The sequence below is a fragment of the Streptomyces sp. 3N207 genome, assembly GCF_052246355.1.
Lineage (GTDB): Bacteria > Actinomycetota > Actinomycetes > Streptomycetales > Streptomycetaceae > Streptomyces.
On the sequence record NZ_JBQQBV010000003.1, the window covers coordinates 43,797 to 59,761 of the forward strand.

Sequence of the window (15,965 nt, forward strand, 5' to 3'; positions counted from 1 at the left end):
CCAGGGAGTGCACATGTCGCTCACGCCGTCACCGGCAGCGGCACGACCACGCCGCAGATCGCTGCTTACCGGCGCGCTGGGCGCCACGGGGGCGGCGTTCGGCCTGCCGCTCGTCACGGCCTGTACGGACGAGGCGGCGCCGGGAAGCGCCGACGGGGAACGCGCGGATGCGACGCGACAGCTGCGCAGGAGCGCCGCACACGACAGCAACCGCCTGTTGGCCCGCTACCACGGCACGGTCGAGGTCCACCCGGCGCTCGCCGCGCGACTGCGCCCGCTGCGCGACGAGGTGGCCCGCCATGTGCGAGTGCTGCGCGGCAGCGAGTCCGGCACCGAAACGCCCTCCCCGCAACCCTCCGACTCGCGCGGCTCCCGGCCGCCCTCCGGCTCGCCGGGCCCCACCCGGTCCGGGCAGCCGGACGGCGGACCGGACGGACCCTCCGAGCGGCCACCCAGCCCGGACACGGCGTCCGTGCCCAGGACCGAGAAGGCGGCGCTCGCGGCGCTGGCCAAGGCCGAGCGGCAGCTGGCCGCCGCACGTACGAAGGCACTGGGCAGTGCCCCGCCCGAGTTCGCCAGGCTGCTGGCGTCGGTGGCCGCCTGTGGCTCGGCCCACGGGTACCTCCTCGACGAACACGGCAAGAAGGCGGACGGCGACAAGAGCACGGGCGGCAACGGCGAGGGAGAGGCGGACGGATGAAGGAACTGACCGCCGCCCAGGCCGCGTTGCGGGCCGAGCACGCCGCCGTCTACGGCTACGGGGTCGTCGGCGGGCGGATCGGCGAGGACCGCAAGAGCGAGGTCCGCGAGTGCTACGAAGCACACCGGGCCCGCCGGGACGCGCTGCGCCGCACCATTCGCTCGCTGGGCGGCGAACCGGAGCCCGCCGCGGCTGCCTACGCGCTGCCCTTCGCTGTGCCCGACAGCGAAGCCGCGGTACGGCTCGCGGCCCAGCTGGAGGACCGCGTCGCCGGGGTGTACGCGGACCTGGTGCGGGCAGGCGAGGGAGCTCGGCGGCGCGCGGCAGCCGACGCGCTGCGGGAGGCCGCGGTCCGTTCGGTGCGCTGGAAGGGCAGCGGCGTGGCCTTCCCGGGCCTCACCGAGCTGGGCGCCGGGGACTCGCCGGCCTCCCCCTCCGGGGCACCGAGCGGTTCGAGCGCCCCAGGCACGCTGTGACGCCGCCGGACGCGTGCGCCGTACGCGCCCCTTCGAAAGTGCTGAAGACGAGCACTGAAGCAAAGTACTGAAGAAAGGCCCGTCCGGAATGGCTTCCGTGCTGCCCCTCGAACCCCCGCAGCGGCTGCTGCGCGCGCTGGCGTCCCAGCAGGGCGCCGCTGCGGCCACCGCGGCGCAGAACTGGCTGGAGGGGCTCTCCGCACTGCTGGAGCGGTGGCTTCAGCAGTGGGAGCTGGTGGCCGAACGGGTGGTGACACCGGGCGGGCGCAGCAGTGTGGTGGTACTGGTGCGGCAGGCGGACGGTACGCCGGCCGCGCTGAAGCTGCTCGCCCCCGACGGAGCGCCCGCACCGGTGCGGGCAGCGCGCGAGTACGAGGCGCTGACCGCCTGGCACGGGCTGGGTGCCGTACGGGTGCTGCGGGCCGTGCCGGAAGAGGGCGTGCTGCTGCTGGAGCGGCTGCGCTGCGAGGTGTCGCTGCGGTCGCTGCCGGAGGCGAAGGCGACGCTGGAGGCGGTCTCGGTGGTGCGGCGGCTGTGGGTGCCGCCGCCTGCGGGCCACGGCCTGGAGACGGTCGCCGAGCACACCGCCGTGGAGGCGGCGCTGATGCGCTCCTCGGTGCCACCGGACGCCGAGCCACTGGTGGCCGCCGCGCTGGAGGCCCGGGAGGCGATGCTCGCCGAGCCTGCAGAGGGCGATCCGGTGCTGCTGCACGGGGACTTCCGGCAGGGCGCCGTGCTGGCCGCCTCCGAACGTGGTGAGCGCGCGCACTGGCTGACCGTGGGACCCGACCCCCTGGTCGGCGAGCCCGCCTACGACCTGGCCCGGCTGGTCCGCGACCGGCTGCACGACCTGATGGCGTCCTCCGGCGCCCCTGCCGTCACCCGCCGCCGCGTCAACAAGCTCGCCGACTCACTCGACGTCCCCCGCGAACGGGTACGCCGATGGACCCTCTACCGCGCGGTCGAGTCCGCATGCCGGCAGTACGCGGGCGGCAACACAGCGGACGCGGAGATGCTGCTGGAGTTCGCCGCCTGGCTGTGACCGCGGGCCCCTGCTGTCGCAGGGGCCCTTTCCGCACCGGCTGGGTGAGCGTTCAGCCCTGGGTGAGCCGGGCGACCGCCTCGTCGATCGGCAGCTCCTCGCGCTCCCCCGTACGCCTGTCCTTCAGCTCCACACGACCGTCCTTGATGCCCCGTCCGGCGATCAGGATGGTCGGTACGCCGATCAGCTCGGCGTCGGTGAACTTCACGCCCGGGGAAACGCTCGTACGGTCGTCCACCAGCACCCGCACACCCGCCGCACCGAGCCGGTCGGCGATCTCCAGAGCCGCCTCGGTCTGCTGCGCCTTGCCCGCGGCGACCACGTGCACATCGGCGGGCGCCACCTCGCGGGGCCAGCACAGGCCCTGCTCGTCGGCGTGCTGCTCGGCGAGCGCAGCCACGGCGCGCGAGACGCCGACGCCGTAGGAGCCCATGGTGACGCGGACCGGCTTGCCGTCCTGGCCGAGCACATCCAGTTCGAAGGCGTCGGCGTACTTGCGGCCCAGCTGGAAGATGTGGCCGATCTCGATGGCGCGGTCCAGCTCGATGCCGGCACCGCACCTCGGGCAGGGGTCGCCCGGCTCGACAACGACGACATCGAGGTACTGGTCCACCTCGAAGTCCCGGCCGCACACCACGTTGCGGGCGTGCTTGCCCTCCTCGTTGGCGCCGGTGATCCAGGAGGTACCGGGGGCCACTCGCGGGTCGGCGAGGTAGCGGAACGCCTTGCCCGCCATGCCGCCCTGCGGGCCCACGTAGCCGCGGACCAGATCCGAACGGCCCTCGAAGTCCTCCGCGGTGACCAGCTCGACCGTGGCGGGCGCCAGCTGTTCGCCGAGCTTGCCCAGGTCCACCTCGCGGTCACCGGGGACGCCGACCGCGGTGATCTCGCCGTCCACCTTGACCAGCAGGTTCTTCAGCGTCGCCGAGGCGGGGACGCCCAGGTACTCGGCGAGCGTCTCGATGGTGGGGGTGTCCGGGGTGTCCAGCTTCTCCACCGGGCCGTGACCCTCGGCGGAGGACGGCGGCACGGTGATCGAGACGGCCTCGGTGTTCGCCGCGTAGCCGCACTGCGGGCACTGCACATAGGTGTCCTCGCCGGCCGCGGCGGGGGCCAGGAACTCCTCGGAGGCCGAGCCGCCCATGGCGCCGGAGACGGCCGAGACGATGCGGTAGTCCAGGCCCAGGCGCTCGAAGATGCGCTTGTAGGCAACCCGGTGCGCGGCGTAGGACTCGGCCAGGCCCTCGTCGGAGACGTCGAAGGAGTAGGAGTCCTTCATCGTGAACTCGCGGCCACGCAGGATGCCGGAGCGGGGGCGGGCCTCGTCCCGGTACTTGGTCTGGATCTGGTAGACGGTGACCGGGAGGTCCTTGTACGAGGTGCACTGGTCCTTGACGACCTGCGTGAAGATCTCCTCGTGGGTGGGGCCGAGGAGGTAATCGCCGCCCTTGCGGTCCTTGAGGCGGAAGAGCAGGTCGCCGTACTCCTCGTAGCGGCCGGAGACCTCGTAGGGCTCCTTGGGCAGCAGCGCCGGGAGCAGCACCTCCTGGCCGCCGATGGCGTCCATCTCCTCGCGTACGACACGGGTGACGTTCTCCAGCACCTGCTTGCCGAGCGGGAGCCATGTCCAGATGCCGGCGGCGGTGCGGCGTACGTATCCGGCGCGGACCAGCAGCTTGTGGCTGAGCGTCTCCGCGTCCGCCGGGTCGTCACGCAGCGTCTTCAGCATCGACCGGGACAAACGCTGGACACGGGCTGCCATGGGGACTCCTGCTCGGGGCTGTACTCGCGATGAGTGACGGAACACGTCGATGTGGAGCCTATCGGCCCGCACCGGCAGCACGGAAACGAGATGTCAGCCCCGCGCCAACGGCAACCACGCCCCCATCACCACATACGGCTGCACCGCGCTCGGGAACTGCACACGGCGGGCCAGGTCGCGGTAGCCGAGGCGGCGGTAGAGGGCGCGGGCCGGGCTGTCGGTGTCGAGGGCGGAGAGAAGGGAGCGGGGCTCGGTGGCCGCGTCGGTGAGGCGGATGATCAACTCGCGCCCGATCCCGCGGCGCTGGAAGGCGGGGTGCACATGCAGCTCGGTGATGACGAAGGTGTTCTCCAGCCAGTCCTCGTGGCCCTGCTGGCGCAGATAGGGCTCGACCACCGTGGACCACCACTGGGTGCGGTCGTTCGGCATCCCGTAGACGAAGCCGACGAGGCGGCCCTCCTCGGTGGTGGTGCCCAGTGCCCGCGCGCCGGGGGAGGTCATATGGCGCAGGACGATGTGCCTGCGTACGCCGATCTCCTCGTCGGTCAGGCCGAAGGCGACAGCCTGGACGGCGAGCGCCTCGTCGACGCGCGCTGTGAGGTCGAGCGGGCCGGTGACCACTCTCCGGGGGTCCGGGAGCTGTCCCCCGGCTGTGTGCGGCATGGCCGGGAGGCTACTTCCTTGGCCGTGTCCACGCGAAGAGGCAGCGCAGCGCGGCAAATCCCGGCCGGGCGGTCTCAGAACAGGACGCTCATGAACGCGCCGACCTCGCGGAAGCCGACGCGGCGGTAGGCGGCGCGTGCGGGGGCGTTGTAGTCGTTGACGTAGAGGCTCACGAGCGGGGCGACGTTGCGCAGCGCATGACCGATGACGGCGGCCATACCGGTCTCCGAGAGGCCCTCGCCGCGCCGCTCGGGGGCCACCCAGACCCCCTGGATCTGACAGGCGTAGGGGGTGACGGCGCCGATCTCGGCCTTGAAGATGACGCGGCCGTCCTCGATGCGCGCGAGGGAGCGCCCGGTGCTGACGAGTTCGGCGATCCGCGCCTGGTAGACCAGCCCGCCGTCGCCGGACAGCGGGGAGATGCCGACCTCCTCGGTGAACATCGCCACGCAGGCGGGCAGCACGAGGTCCATCTCGTTCTTGGCGACCCGCCGCACCAGCGGGTCGGGCGCGATGTCGTACGGCATCCGGTCGGTGACCAGCAGCGGCTGGTTGGGCCGCACCTCCCGGGCCGGGCCCCAGTGCGGCTCCAGATACGACCACAGCGCCGCCGTGGGGCCCGCGGGCCCGACGATGGACGAGCAGCGGCGGCCCTGGCGGCGTGCCCGCTCGGCGAACGCCCGGACGGCGTCGGGGCCCGCGCACAGCGGGACGAGGTTGGCTCCGCTGTAGCAGAGGGCTGCCAGCCGGCCGTCCTGGTACCAGCCCCACATCTCGCCGCCGAGGCGCCAGGGGTCGAGCCCGGAGTTCTGTACACGGGCAGTGACGAACGCGTTGTTGACCGGCTCCCGGCGCAGAACGGCGAGCGCCTCCTGGAGCTCGGCCGGTTCGACGACCTTGGTGGAAGTGGTGGTCAACAACGGTCTCGGTGCCTCACCGTGCGGCCCGTGGGCGTAAGGAACGATCTGCTGGCACTGTACCCGTGCGCACAGAACGCCGCCGCCGCGCGGCCTTCGCGGCCCGCGCGGCGGTTGCTGCTGTGCTGGTCCCGCAGGCGGGCTGGTCAGCTCGCCGCCGTCACCACCGGCTCGCCGGAGGCGACGCCGTCCTTCTCCATCTGCTCGGCGATCTTCATCGCCTCGTCGATGAGGGTCTCGACGATCTTGGACTCGGGCACCGTCTTGATGACCTCGCCCTTGACGAAGATCTGGCCCTTGCCGTTGCCGGAGGCGACGCCGAGGTCGGCCTCGCGGGCCTCGCCGGGGCCGTTGACGACGCAGCCCATGACGGCGACGCGCAGCGGGACGTCCATGCCTTCGAGCCCTGCGGTGACCTCGTCGGCGAGCTTGTAGACGTCCACCTGGGCGCGGCCGCAGGAGGGGCAGGAGACGATCTCCAGGCCGCGCTGGCGCAGGCCGAGGGACTCCAGGATCTGGATGCCGACCTTGACCTCCTCGGCGGGCGGTGCCGAGAGGGAGACCCGGATCGTGTCGCCGATGCCCTCGCTGAGCAGGGCGCCGAAGGCGACGGCCGACTTGATGGTGCCCTGGAAGGCGGGGCCGGCCTCGGTGACGCCGAGGTGCAGCGGGTAGTCGCAGCGCTGGGCCAGCAGCCGGTAGGCGTTGACCATCACGACGGGGTCGTTGTGCTTGACCGAGATCTTGATGTCGCGGAAGCCGTGCTCCTCGAAGAGCGAGCACTCCCACAGCGCCGACTCGACCAGTGCCTCGGGCGTGGCCTTGCCGTACTTCTCCAGCAGCCGCTTGTCCAGCGAGCCCGCGTTGACGCCGATCCGGATGGGGGTGCCGGCGGCGGAGGCCGCGGCGGCGATCTCCTTGACCTGGTCGTCGAACTGCTTGATGTTGCCGGGGTTGACGCGGACGGCGGCGCAGCCTGCGTCGATGGCCTGGAAGACGTACTTCGGCTGGAAGTGGATGTCGGCGATCACCGGGATCTGCGACTTACGGGCGATCGTGGCGAGCGCGTCGGCGTCGTCCTGTGTGGGACACGCCACCCGGACGATCTGGCACCCGGACGCCGTCAGCTCGGCGATCTGCTGCAGCGTCGAGCCGATGTCCGAGGTGCGGGTCGTGGTCATGGACTGCACGGACACGGGCGCGTCTCCACCGACCGCGACCGTTCCTACCTGGATTTTCCGGCTGACCCTGCGGTCGGCGAGCTTGGCCGGAACGTCCGGCATTCCGAGCGAAATCGCTGTCATCAGCGTGCAACCCCAACGGTGTCGTTCAAGTCCCGGGTTCGGCGGGCTCCCGGTCCCCGAGATTACGGCACCGGCCTCGCGCGGAGCACATTGCTCACGGAAGAATGCGGCAAAAGGTGACGCCCGTGCGAAATCGCACGGGCGTCACCGCATGAGACACCTATCCGGTCAGCCGGTGAGTCTGACCGGATTCACCACGTCGGCCACCAGCACCAGAAGGGTGAAGCACAGGAAGATACCGGCCACCACGTAGGCGACGGGCATCAGCTTGGCGACGTCGAAGGGGCCGGGGTCCGGGCGCCGGAAGACCTTGGCCAGATTGCGCCGCAGCGACTCCCATACGGCGCCGGCGATGTGTCCGCCGTCCAGCGGCAGCAGCGGCAGCATGTTGAACAGGAACAGGCTCAGATTGAAGCCCGCGACCAGGAAGAGCATGGTCGCCACCCGCTGGCTCGGCGGGATGTCGAGCGAGAAGACCTCGCCGCCCACCCTGGCGGCGCCCACCACGCCCATCGGCGAGTCCTGCTTGCGCTCGGCGCCGTCGAAGGCCGCGTTCCACAGGTCGGGCACCTTGCCCGGCAGGTCGATCAGGGCCTCCACGCCGTTGGCCATCATGCCGCCCATCCGGTCCACGGCCTGCGGGAAGGACTGCTGCACGATGCCGCTGGCCGGGGTGAAGCCGAGGAATCCGGCGGTCACGTACTCGTCGGGGACATAGCTGCCGCGGCCGTCGGACTTGGCGACCTTGTTCTCGATCAGGTTGGCGTGCAGCGTGTGCCGGGTGCCGTCCCGCTCGACGGTGAGGGTGGCGGGGCCCGTGGTGTCGCGGATGTGCTGCTGGAGGGCGCCCCAGTCCTCGACGGGCTGCCCGTCGAAGGAGACGATCTTGTCGCCCGGCTTGAGGCCCGCCGCCTTGGCCGGGGAGTCCTTGGCGTCCTTGGGGCACTTGTCGGTCTGCGCCGAGGCGGGGATCACACACTCAGAGACCGTGGAGACGGTGGTCGTCTGGGTGTTGACCCCGAAGGTCATCAGCACCGTCAGGAAGATCACCACGGCCAGGATCAGGTTCATGAACGGCCCGGCGAACATCACGATGACGCGCTTCCACGGCTTGCGCGTATAGAGCATCCGGTGCTCGTCACCGGGCTGGAGCTCCTCGTACGCGGCAGCGCGCGCGTCCTCGATCATGCCGCGGAACGGCGAGGAGGAGCGCTGCCGTACGGTGCCGTCGTCGGCCGGCGGGAACATGCCGATCATGCGGATGTAGCCGCCGAGCGGCACCGCCTTGATGCCGTACTCCGTCTCGCCCTTGCGCTTGGACCACAGGGTGGGGCCGAAGCCCACCATGAACTGTGGCACCCGTACGCCGAACATCTTGGCCGTCGAGAAGTGGCCCAGTTCGTGCCAGGCGATGGAGAACAGCAGGCCGACGACGAAGACGACTATGCCGAGGATGGTCATGAACGTCGTCATGCGCGGGCCTCCGCTGTTGCTGTGGCGGAACGTGCCGCCAGTTCACGGGCGCGGGCGCGCGCCCAGGTCTCTGCGGCCAGGACATCGGGAAGGGTAAGCCCGGTTCCGTCCGGCGTGCCGTGCTCTTCGACCACAGCCGCAACCGTATCCACGATGCCCGTGAACGGCAGCCTTCCGGCCAGAAACGCCTCGACGCACTCCTCGTTGGCGGCGTTGAAGACGGCGGGTGCCGTACCGCCCAGCGCGCCCACCCGGCAGGCCAGCGCAACGGACGGGAACGCCTCCTCGTCCAGCGGGTAGAAGTCCCAGGACATCGCCTCGGTCCAGGAGAAGACGGGCCCGGAGTCCGGCACCCGGTCCGGCCAGCCGAGGCCGAGCGCGATCGGCAGCCGCATGTCCGGGGGGCCGCACTGGGCGAGGGTGGAGCCGTCCGTGAACTCCACCATCGAGTGCACGGCGGACTGCGGATGGACCACGACCTGGATGCGGTCGAACGGGATGTCGTAGAGCAGATGCGCCTCGATGACTTCGAGCCCCTTGTTGACCAGGGTCGCCGAGTTGACGGTGATGACCGGGCCCATGTCCCACGTGGGGTGGGCCATCGCCTCCTGCGGGGTCACATCGGCGAGCTCGTCCCTGCTCCGGCCCCGGAACGGGCCGCCCGAGGCGGTGACCAGCAGCTTGCGCACCTCGGAGCGGCTGCCGCCCATGAGGGCCTGGAAGAGCGCGGAGTGCTCCGAGTCGACGGGCACGATCTGGCCGGGCCGGGCCAGTGCCTTGACGAGGGGCCCGCCGACGATGAGCGACTCCTTGTTGGCCAGCGCCAGCACCCGGCCCGCCTCCAGCGCGGCCAGGGTCGGTGCGAGGCCGATGGAGCCGGTGATGCCGTTGAGCACCGTGTGGCACCGGGAGGCGGCCAGCTCCGTCGCGGCGTCCGGGCCCGCCAGCACCTCGGGCAGCGGCTCATTCGTGCCGTACGCCTCCCGCAGCGCCGTCCGCAGCGCGGGCACCGTCTCCTCGCGGGCCACGGCCACCGTGCGTACCCGCAGCTGGTGCGCCTGCTCGGCCAGCAGCTCCACCCGGCCGCCCGAGGCGGCCAGCGCGGTGACCCGGAAACGGCCCGGGTTCTTCAGCACGACGTCGACGGCCTGTGTGCCGATCGAACCCGTCGAGCCGAGGATCACGATGTCGCGCGGTGCGCGCGCCTGCGACGCTGCGGCCGTGCCACTGCCGTTGCCGGAGGGCTCGGTGCCGGGGTAGCGCAGATGCGGATCAGCGAGGGAGTCGGTCATGCCCCCATTGTGTCCGCTCCCGCGACCCGACCGGACAGCGCACCGGGTGCGAGGCCGGGTGCACGCGGAAGTCGGCGCGCGGGTGGGGCGCGCAGCGCCGGCGCCGTGGGTCTTCCAGCGCTGCGGGGACCGCCTGGTACCGGCTTTCCCGCCGAGTACGATCACGTTCATGCCGCCGAGCGATCAGAACAGGCTGCCGCTGAGTCAACGAAGTGGCATACGCGATCGTGTGGCGCCCACTAAAATCGATGATTTGGCCGGGAGCCGGGAGCCGGGAGCCGGGAGCCGGAAGCCGGAAGCCCGGAGCGTGCTTTTCGTCGTCAGGACGGCGACCACGCTGCACCGTCTCCTCGACGCAGCGCCCGCCCTCGCGGGTGACCGGCGGATCCGGCCGTACGTCACGCTGGTGCCCGGTTCGGAGTTCGGTGCCGACGCCTTGGCCGCGCTCGACGGGCTGCGCGCGCGGCAACTGCCCTGGGAAGAGGCCACCCGGCGCTCGTTCGGGCTGATACTGGCGGCCTCCGCGCGCGGTGAACTGCACCGGCTGCGGGGCCCGCTGACGCTGCTGCCGCACGGTGCGGGCTTCAGCAAACGGATGCCCGCCGGACCGGGCGAGCCGGGGGACGACGCGGCCAACGGGCTCCACCCCGACCAGTTGCTGCGCCCCGACGGCGCCCCGCTTGCCCGGCTGCACGCCCTCGCCCACCCCGGTCAGCTCGACCGCCTGGCCGCACACTCGCCGCCGGCCGCCGCACCGGCTGCCGTCGTCGGCGACCCGACACTCGACCGGCTGCTGGAATCGCAGCCACGCCGGGACCGCTACCGGCGCGCCCTGCGGACCGGCCGGCGGAGGCTGGTGGTGACCCTGTCCACCTGGGGCCGGGAGTCGCTGCTGGAGCGCCGCCCCGGGCTGCCGCTGCGGCTGGCGACGGAACTGCCGTACGACACCTACCAGACAGCTCTGGTGCTGCACCCGAACGAGCATGCGCGCAAGGAGCAGTTCGGGCTCAGCCTGGACCTCACCCCGGAGCGGAAGGCCGGGGTACTGCTGCCGCGCCCGTACGAGGAGTGGGCGGCGCTGCTGGTCGCCGCGGACTGCGTCATCACCGACCACGGCTCGACAGCGCTGTACGCGGCGGCACTTGGCCTCCCCGTGCTGGGCGCCTACGACGGCGGCACCGAACTGCTGCCCGGCACGCCCATGGCCCGGCTGCTGGCCGCGGTGCCGCGGCTGGACGAGCACACGCCGTACCAGCGCCTGCTCGAACGGGCGCTGGCGGAGCACCGGCCGGAGACCGTGCGGGCGGTGGCGGCGGACGCCTTCGCCCGGCACGGGAGCGCGGTGCGGGAGCTGCGCAGACACCTGTACGAGCTGCTGGACCTCACCCCGCCCCCGGTGCCCGCCGAACCGGAGCCGCTGCCGCTGCCGGTGGAGGTGGTGCAGCGGTCACCCGCTCCGTGGGCCTTCGCCGTGGATGCGGACGCCGACGGGGACGGGACCGGGGACACGGTGCGGGTGGTGCGGCGCCCGGTCTCGGGCCGCGCCGGTGACCATCTGGCGGCCGAGGAGGACTGGGCGGGGCTGCGCCATGTGCAGAGCGCCGGGCTGCTGTACCGGCACTGGGACGGGCACGCTGCCGGGGTCTCGGTACGGGAGTGGAGCGCGGAGGTGCTCGCGGCGTACCCGGGGTCGTGCCGTACGGCTGCCGCGGTGATGGCGCCGGACCGGTATGTGCTGCGGGTGCGGGACGGCGGGCTGCTGGATGTGCGACTGGATTCCGCTCCCACGGGGGTCGATCCGGTCGCGGTGCTGTGCGGTGTGCACGCTTGGCTCGCTAAGCGGCGTACTGCCGTGCCCGCCGGGCAGCGGGTGCGGTGCGAGGTGGGCGGGCAGCGCGCGGTGGCGGTCCTGCGGCCCGTACCGGACGACCCGGGGGTGCCGGCGGAGGGGCCGCCCGGCTAGCCGTGCTCCACGACGCCGCCCGCGCGGGTCTCGATGGCGCGGGCCCGAGCGCGGTGCGCCTCGGCCGTCTCCCGCTCCCCCGCCGATTCGGCGAGGTCGGCCAGTGCGTACAGGGCCGCGGCCTCGTCGTGGTCGGCGCCGCGGGTACGTGCGCTGGTGAGCGCACGCTCGTACAGCGCCTGTACCCGGCCGTCGTCGGCAGCCGGCTCCAGTCGGCGCAGGGCGCGGGCGAGTTGGTAGGCGGTGAGCCCGGTCATCCGTTCGCGGTCCTGCTCCAGGGCCATCCGGTGTGCCGCTTCGAGCGCGTCGACAGCGCGCTGCGGCTCGTCCTGCTCGATGAGGGTCTTGCCGAGCAGATAGCTCTGCAGCAGGACGCCATAGGGGTTGCCGATCTCCTCGTGGATCCGGCGGGAGGCCATGAACTGCTCTATCGCGCGCGCCGGGTCACCCTCCGCGCAGTGCAGCAGTCCGCGGAATTCGAGGGTGGAGGCGCGCAGCTTGGGCTCGCCCTCCAGCGTCGCCGCGGCCTCCACGGCGCGGTCCACCATGGTGCGTGCTTCCGGCAGCCCGCCCACCTCCCACAGGGCGCGGGCCAGTTGGCAGCACATCCTGGCCTGCGCCGCCACCTGCTCGGCGCGCTGCGCGGAGGCGAGCCCGGCGCGGAAGGCGTCAATGGCCTCCGCGTGGTGCCGGTGGTCCATGAAGTGCGTCCACATCGGCTCGCACAGGCTCCAGGCGTCGGTGTCGCCCTCCGGTTCACCGAGGTTCCCGCTGTCATGGGCGAGGTGCACGCATGCGTACAGCGCGGGTTCCTCCGCTCTCATCCAGCGGGCCGCGTCCGCCTTGTCGGCGAAGGGCACGTCCGGCGCGTACGGCAGCGGGGGCACGGGGGTGGCGAAGCGCATCCGGCCGCCCGCGATCAGTTCGTCGGCGCGTTCCGCCTGCCGCCGGTACCAGCGCACCACCCGGCGCCGGGCTGCTGCCGCCTCGCCCGGGTCGCTGTCTCGGCGGGCGCGACGCTGAGCGTGAGCGCGCAGCAGATCGTGCATACGGAGACGTTCCGTCGCCCCGTCGGACTCCGGCTCCGGGGCGCTGCCGTGCGCCGCTGCACTGTCGGCCTCCCCTGCGCGGGCCCAGACCGCGATCAGGCTGGCGTGCTCCAACTCGCCCAGCGCGTCGTAGGCGGTGTCCGGGTCGGCGCTACCGAGCAGCGCGGTGGCCGACGCCGCGGTGAAGGACGGTCCGGGGTGCGCGGCGAGCAGCCGGTAGAGGCGGGCCGCGGGGGCGCTCAGCTCGCGGTAGGCGGCGTCCCAGACGGCTTCCACCACGGGCAGGCCCTCCTCGTCGAGTTCGGTGCGCAGCGCGGCCACCAGGCGCTCGGGCGGCCTGCGCCGGTGGGTGCGCAGATACCGGCCGGCGACATGCAGCGCCGCGGGCAGTCCGCCGCACATCCGGGCGATCTCGGTGACCGTGCCCGGACCGCCGGCCGGGCGGGTACCGTCCAGAACGGCGTGCAGCAGTCCTTCCGCCGCCTCGCCGGGCAGCGGGCCCAGCGGCACCTCAAGCGCGCCGGACAGGTCCACCAGGCGCTTTCTGCTGATGACGATGGCGACACTGCCGGAGGAGACGGGCAGCAGGGGTTCGACCTCGCTGGCGTAGGCGACGTTGTCGAGGACGACGACGAGTTCGCGGCGTGCGGTGCGCTGCTCGTACTGGCGGCGGCGCCCGGCGAAGTCCTTTGCCAGCCACGGCTCGTGCACACCCAGCGCGCGGAGCAGCACTGCCAGCACGTCCGCAGGGGCCACGGCGCCGTCCCGGCGTACGTCGTCCAGGTCGACATACAGGGCGCCGCACCCCCGCTCGCGGTACGTCTCGTGCGCAAGCCGCAGTCCCAGTGCGCTCTTGCCGACGCCGCCGATGCCGCTGACGGCCACGACCAGCGGTCGCACCACCCCCGGGCGCCCGCGGCGCTGCCCGAGTGCCCGTGCAACGTCGGCGCGTTCGGCGTCCCGGTCCTCGAAGTACGCCGCTTCGACCGGTAGTTGCACCGGAGGAGCGGTGGGCTCCTCCGGTGCGGCGTGCGTGTGGTGGTGCACTGCCCCGATGCTGGCCGCCTGGACGATCGCACCGGTGCTGACGTGCCCGTCGACGGTGTTGCGTGTCTGCTCGCTCACGCCCCAACTCTAGGGCGGGGGCGTGGAGCTGGGCAGGGGGCACCGGTGTGCCGCCGACCGGACCGCAGAGCGCGGGTCAGGGGATACGGCGGTGCACGTTCTCCTTCTGGGCGGGGCCGGGGGTGGCGTCGGCGATCCAGGGCCCCTCGGTGGACGGGTCGATCACGCCCTCCTCCAGCCAGGCGTAGGAGCCGTCCAGGAGCTCTCGGACAACCTGGTTGTCGACATCGTCGGTGTTGCTCCACAGTCGCCCGAACAACTCTTCGACGCGGACGCGGGACTGTCGGCAGAACGCGTCGGCCAGCTGATGGGCGGCCTGCCCGTCGGTCCCCTCACGCCGCAGCTTCTCCGCCCGTACGCAGGCCGCGCTCATCGCGAACAGCTCGGCGCCGATGTCCACGATGCGGCTGAGGAAGCCCTGCTTGGTCTCCATCCGGCCCTGCCACCGGGACATGGCGTAGAAGGTGGAGCGGGCCAGTTTGCGTGCCGTGCGCTCGACGTAGCGCAGATGCCCGGCGAGGACGTCGAACTCGGTGTACGTACGCGGCAGCTGGCCGGGGCCCGCGACCAGCTTGGGCAGCCACTTGGCGTAGAAGGTACCGGCGGCGACCGCTGCCTTGCGCTTGTCGGCGAGGGTCTTGTCCGGGTCGATCAGGTCGCCGGCGACCGACAGATGCGCGTCCACGGCCTCGCGGGCGATCAGCAGGTGCATGATCTCGGTCGAGCCCTCGAAGATGCGGTTGATCCGCAGATCGCGCAGCAACTGCTCGGCGGGCACACCGCGTTCGCCGCGCGCCGCGAGGGACTCGGCGGTCTCGAAACCGCGGCCACCGCGGATCTGCACCAGTTCGTCCGCCATCTTCCAGGCCATCTCGCTGCCGAAGAGCTTGGCGAGCGCGGCCTCGATCCGGATGTCGTTGCGGTCCTCGTCGGCCATCTGGGACGACAGGTCGACCACCGCCTCCAGGGCGAACGTCGTCGCCGCGATGAAGGAGATCTTGCTGCCGACGGCCTCGTGTTTCGCGACCGGCCTGCCCCACTGGACGCGCGCCTGCGACCACTCCCGGGCAATCTTCAGACACCACTTGCCGGAGCCGACGCAGGTGGCGGGCAACGACAGCCGGCCGGTGTTGAGGGTGGTCAGCGCGATCTTGAGGCCGGCGCCCTCGGGCCCGATCCGGTTGGCGGCCGGGACCCGCACCCGGTGGAGGCGGGTGACGCCGTTCTCGAGGCCGCGCAGCCCCATGAAGGCGTTGCGGTTCTCCACGGTGATGCCCTCGGAGTCGGCTTCGACGACGAAGGCCGTGATGCCTCCCTTGTGGCCCTCGGCCCGGCGTGGATCGTCCGCTGCGGGCTCGGGGACGCGCGCCATGACGACCAGGAGATCGGCGACCACCCCGTTGGTGGTCCACAGCTTCACTCCATCGAGTACGTAGTCTCCCCCGCTCTCCGGTACGGCTGTGGTGGCCAGCCGCGCCGGGTCGGAGCCGACGTCGGGCTCGGTCAGCAGGAACGCGGAGATGTCGCTGCGTGCACAGCGGGGCAGGAAGGCGTCCTTCTGCTCCTGGCTGCCGAACAGCTTCACCGGCTGCGGTACGCCGATGGACTGGTGCGCGGAGAGCAGGGCGCCGACGGCCGGGCTGGCGGAGCTGACCAGCGCGAGTGCCTTGTTGTAGTAGACCTGGGTCAGGCCGAGGCCGCCGTATTCGGTGCCGACCTTCATGCCGAGCGCGCCGAGCTCCTTGAGGCCGGTGAGCACCTCGTCCGGGATGCGGGACTCGCGTTCGATCAGCGCGCCGTCGATCTTGGCCTCGGCGAACTCGTGCAACTTCGCCAGGAATTCCTCACCGCGCGCGACGTCGTCGGCCGCCGGTTCCGGATGCGGGTGGATGAGGTCGAGGCGGAAGCGCCCGAGAAACAGCTCTTTGGCGAAGCTGGGCTTGCGCCAGTCCTTCTCCCGGGCTGCCTCGGCGACTTCGCGTGCTTCACGCTCGGAGACGGTCATCTCGCTCACCTCGAAACGGTGTGGAGGCGGATACGCGGTGCGGGACGGTGACAGCCGACTGACGGCTACCGACGGGTGCTACTCGGTCGTATGTACCCGATTCCTCCCGGGCGTACCAGACGCCGCGCACAGACGCGTTTCGCGTGCCGCCGCTGTCCTGGTAAGGGGTGCCCCTGCCCGGCCCACGCAGGCTG

The 15,965-nt window shown here is 72.0% G+C and carries 12 protein-coding genes; 4 read left to right on the plus strand and 8 right to left on the minus strand.

The window, feature by feature from the left end; genetic code table 11:
* Positions 1–13: 13 nt before the first annotated feature.
* The 3 genes from ACTWP9_RS05720 (at position 14) to ACTWP9_RS05730 (ending at position 2,218) form a co-directional block, all read left to right on the plus strand.
* Positions 14–700, plus strand: coding sequence for a hypothetical protein (locus ACTWP9_RS05720; protein ID WP_443244882.1), 687 nt, complete (start codon positions 14–16; stop codon positions 698–700).
* The gene (locus ACTWP9_RS05725; RefSeq protein ID WP_443244883.1) at positions 697–1,176 is read left to right on the plus strand and encodes a ferritin-like domain-containing protein; all 480 of its coding nucleotides are present in this window, start codon (positions 697–699) and stop codon (positions 1,174–1,176) included. Before ACTWP9_RS05720 ends, ACTWP9_RS05725 begins: the two co-directional genes overlap by 4 nt.
* 88 nt (positions 1,177–1,264) lie before the next feature.
* Entirely contained in the window at positions 1,265–2,218 is a 954-nt protein-coding gene (locus ACTWP9_RS05730; RefSeq protein ID WP_443244884.1) for an aminoglycoside phosphotransferase family protein, read from the plus strand.
* 52 nt (positions 2,219–2,270) lie between these two features.
* Here ACTWP9_RS05730 and ACTWP9_RS05735 read toward each other — a convergent pair whose 3' ends face one another.
* The 6 genes from ACTWP9_RS05735 to dxr form a co-directional block, all read right to left on the minus strand.
* The gene (locus ACTWP9_RS05735) at positions 2,271–3,980 is read right to left on the minus strand and encodes a proline--tRNA ligase (RefSeq protein WP_443244885.1); all 1,710 of its coding nucleotides are present in this window, start codon (positions 3,978–3,980) and stop codon (positions 2,271–2,273) included.
* Positions 3,981–4,073: 93 nt separating this feature from the next.
* A complete protein-coding gene (locus tag ACTWP9_RS05740; RefSeq protein WP_443244886.1) occupies positions 4,074–4,643 on the minus strand; it encodes a GNAT family N-acetyltransferase in 570 nt (189 codons plus the stop codon).
* Positions 4,644–4,717: 74 nt separating this feature from the next.
* Positions 4,718–5,563, minus strand: a complete 846-nt coding sequence (locus ACTWP9_RS05745) for a GNAT family N-acetyltransferase (protein ID WP_443244887.1) — start codon at positions 5,561–5,563, stop codon at positions 4,718–4,720.
* A 143-nt stretch (positions 5,564–5,706) separates the two neighbouring features.
* Positions 5,707–6,864, minus strand: coding sequence for a flavodoxin-dependent (E)-4-hydroxy-3-methylbut-2-enyl-diphosphate synthase (gene ispG, locus ACTWP9_RS05750; RefSeq protein ID WP_443244888.1), 1,158 nt, complete (start codon positions 6,862–6,864; stop codon positions 5,707–5,709).
* A 168-nt stretch (positions 6,865–7,032) separates the two neighbouring features.
* The gene (locus ACTWP9_RS05755; RefSeq protein WP_443244889.1) at positions 7,033–8,337 is read right to left on the minus strand and encodes a M50 family metallopeptidase; all 1,305 of its coding nucleotides are present in this window, start codon (positions 8,335–8,337) and stop codon (positions 7,033–7,035) included.
* The gene (dxr, locus tag ACTWP9_RS05760; RefSeq protein ID WP_443244890.1) at positions 8,334–9,629 is read right to left on the minus strand and encodes a 1-deoxy-D-xylulose-5-phosphate reductoisomerase; all 1,296 of its coding nucleotides are present in this window, start codon (positions 9,627–9,629) and stop codon (positions 8,334–8,336) included. Before dxr ends, ACTWP9_RS05755 begins: the two co-directional genes overlap by 4 nt.
* 253 nt (positions 9,630–9,882) lie before the next feature.
* Between dxr and ACTWP9_RS05765 the strand changes: the two genes are divergently transcribed.
* Positions 9,883–11,592, plus strand: coding sequence for a translation initiation factor 2 (locus ACTWP9_RS05765; RefSeq protein ID WP_443244891.1), 1,710 nt, complete (start codon positions 9,883–9,885; stop codon positions 11,590–11,592).
* Here ACTWP9_RS05765 and ACTWP9_RS05770 read toward each other — a convergent pair.
* Both ACTWP9_RS05770 and ACTWP9_RS05775 read right to left on the minus strand, forming a co-directional pair.
* Positions 11,589–13,766, minus strand: a complete 2,178-nt coding sequence (locus tag ACTWP9_RS05770; protein ID WP_443244892.1) for a hypothetical protein — start codon at positions 13,764–13,766, stop codon at positions 11,589–11,591. The genes ACTWP9_RS05765 and ACTWP9_RS05770 overlap by 4 nt on opposite strands.
* A gap of 76 nt (positions 13,767–13,842) precedes the next feature.
* Positions 13,843–15,771, minus strand: coding sequence for an acyl-CoA dehydrogenase family protein (locus ACTWP9_RS05775; RefSeq protein WP_443245242.1), 1,929 nt, complete (start codon positions 15,769–15,771; stop codon positions 13,843–13,845).
* Positions 15,772–15,965: the final 194 nt, after the last annotated feature.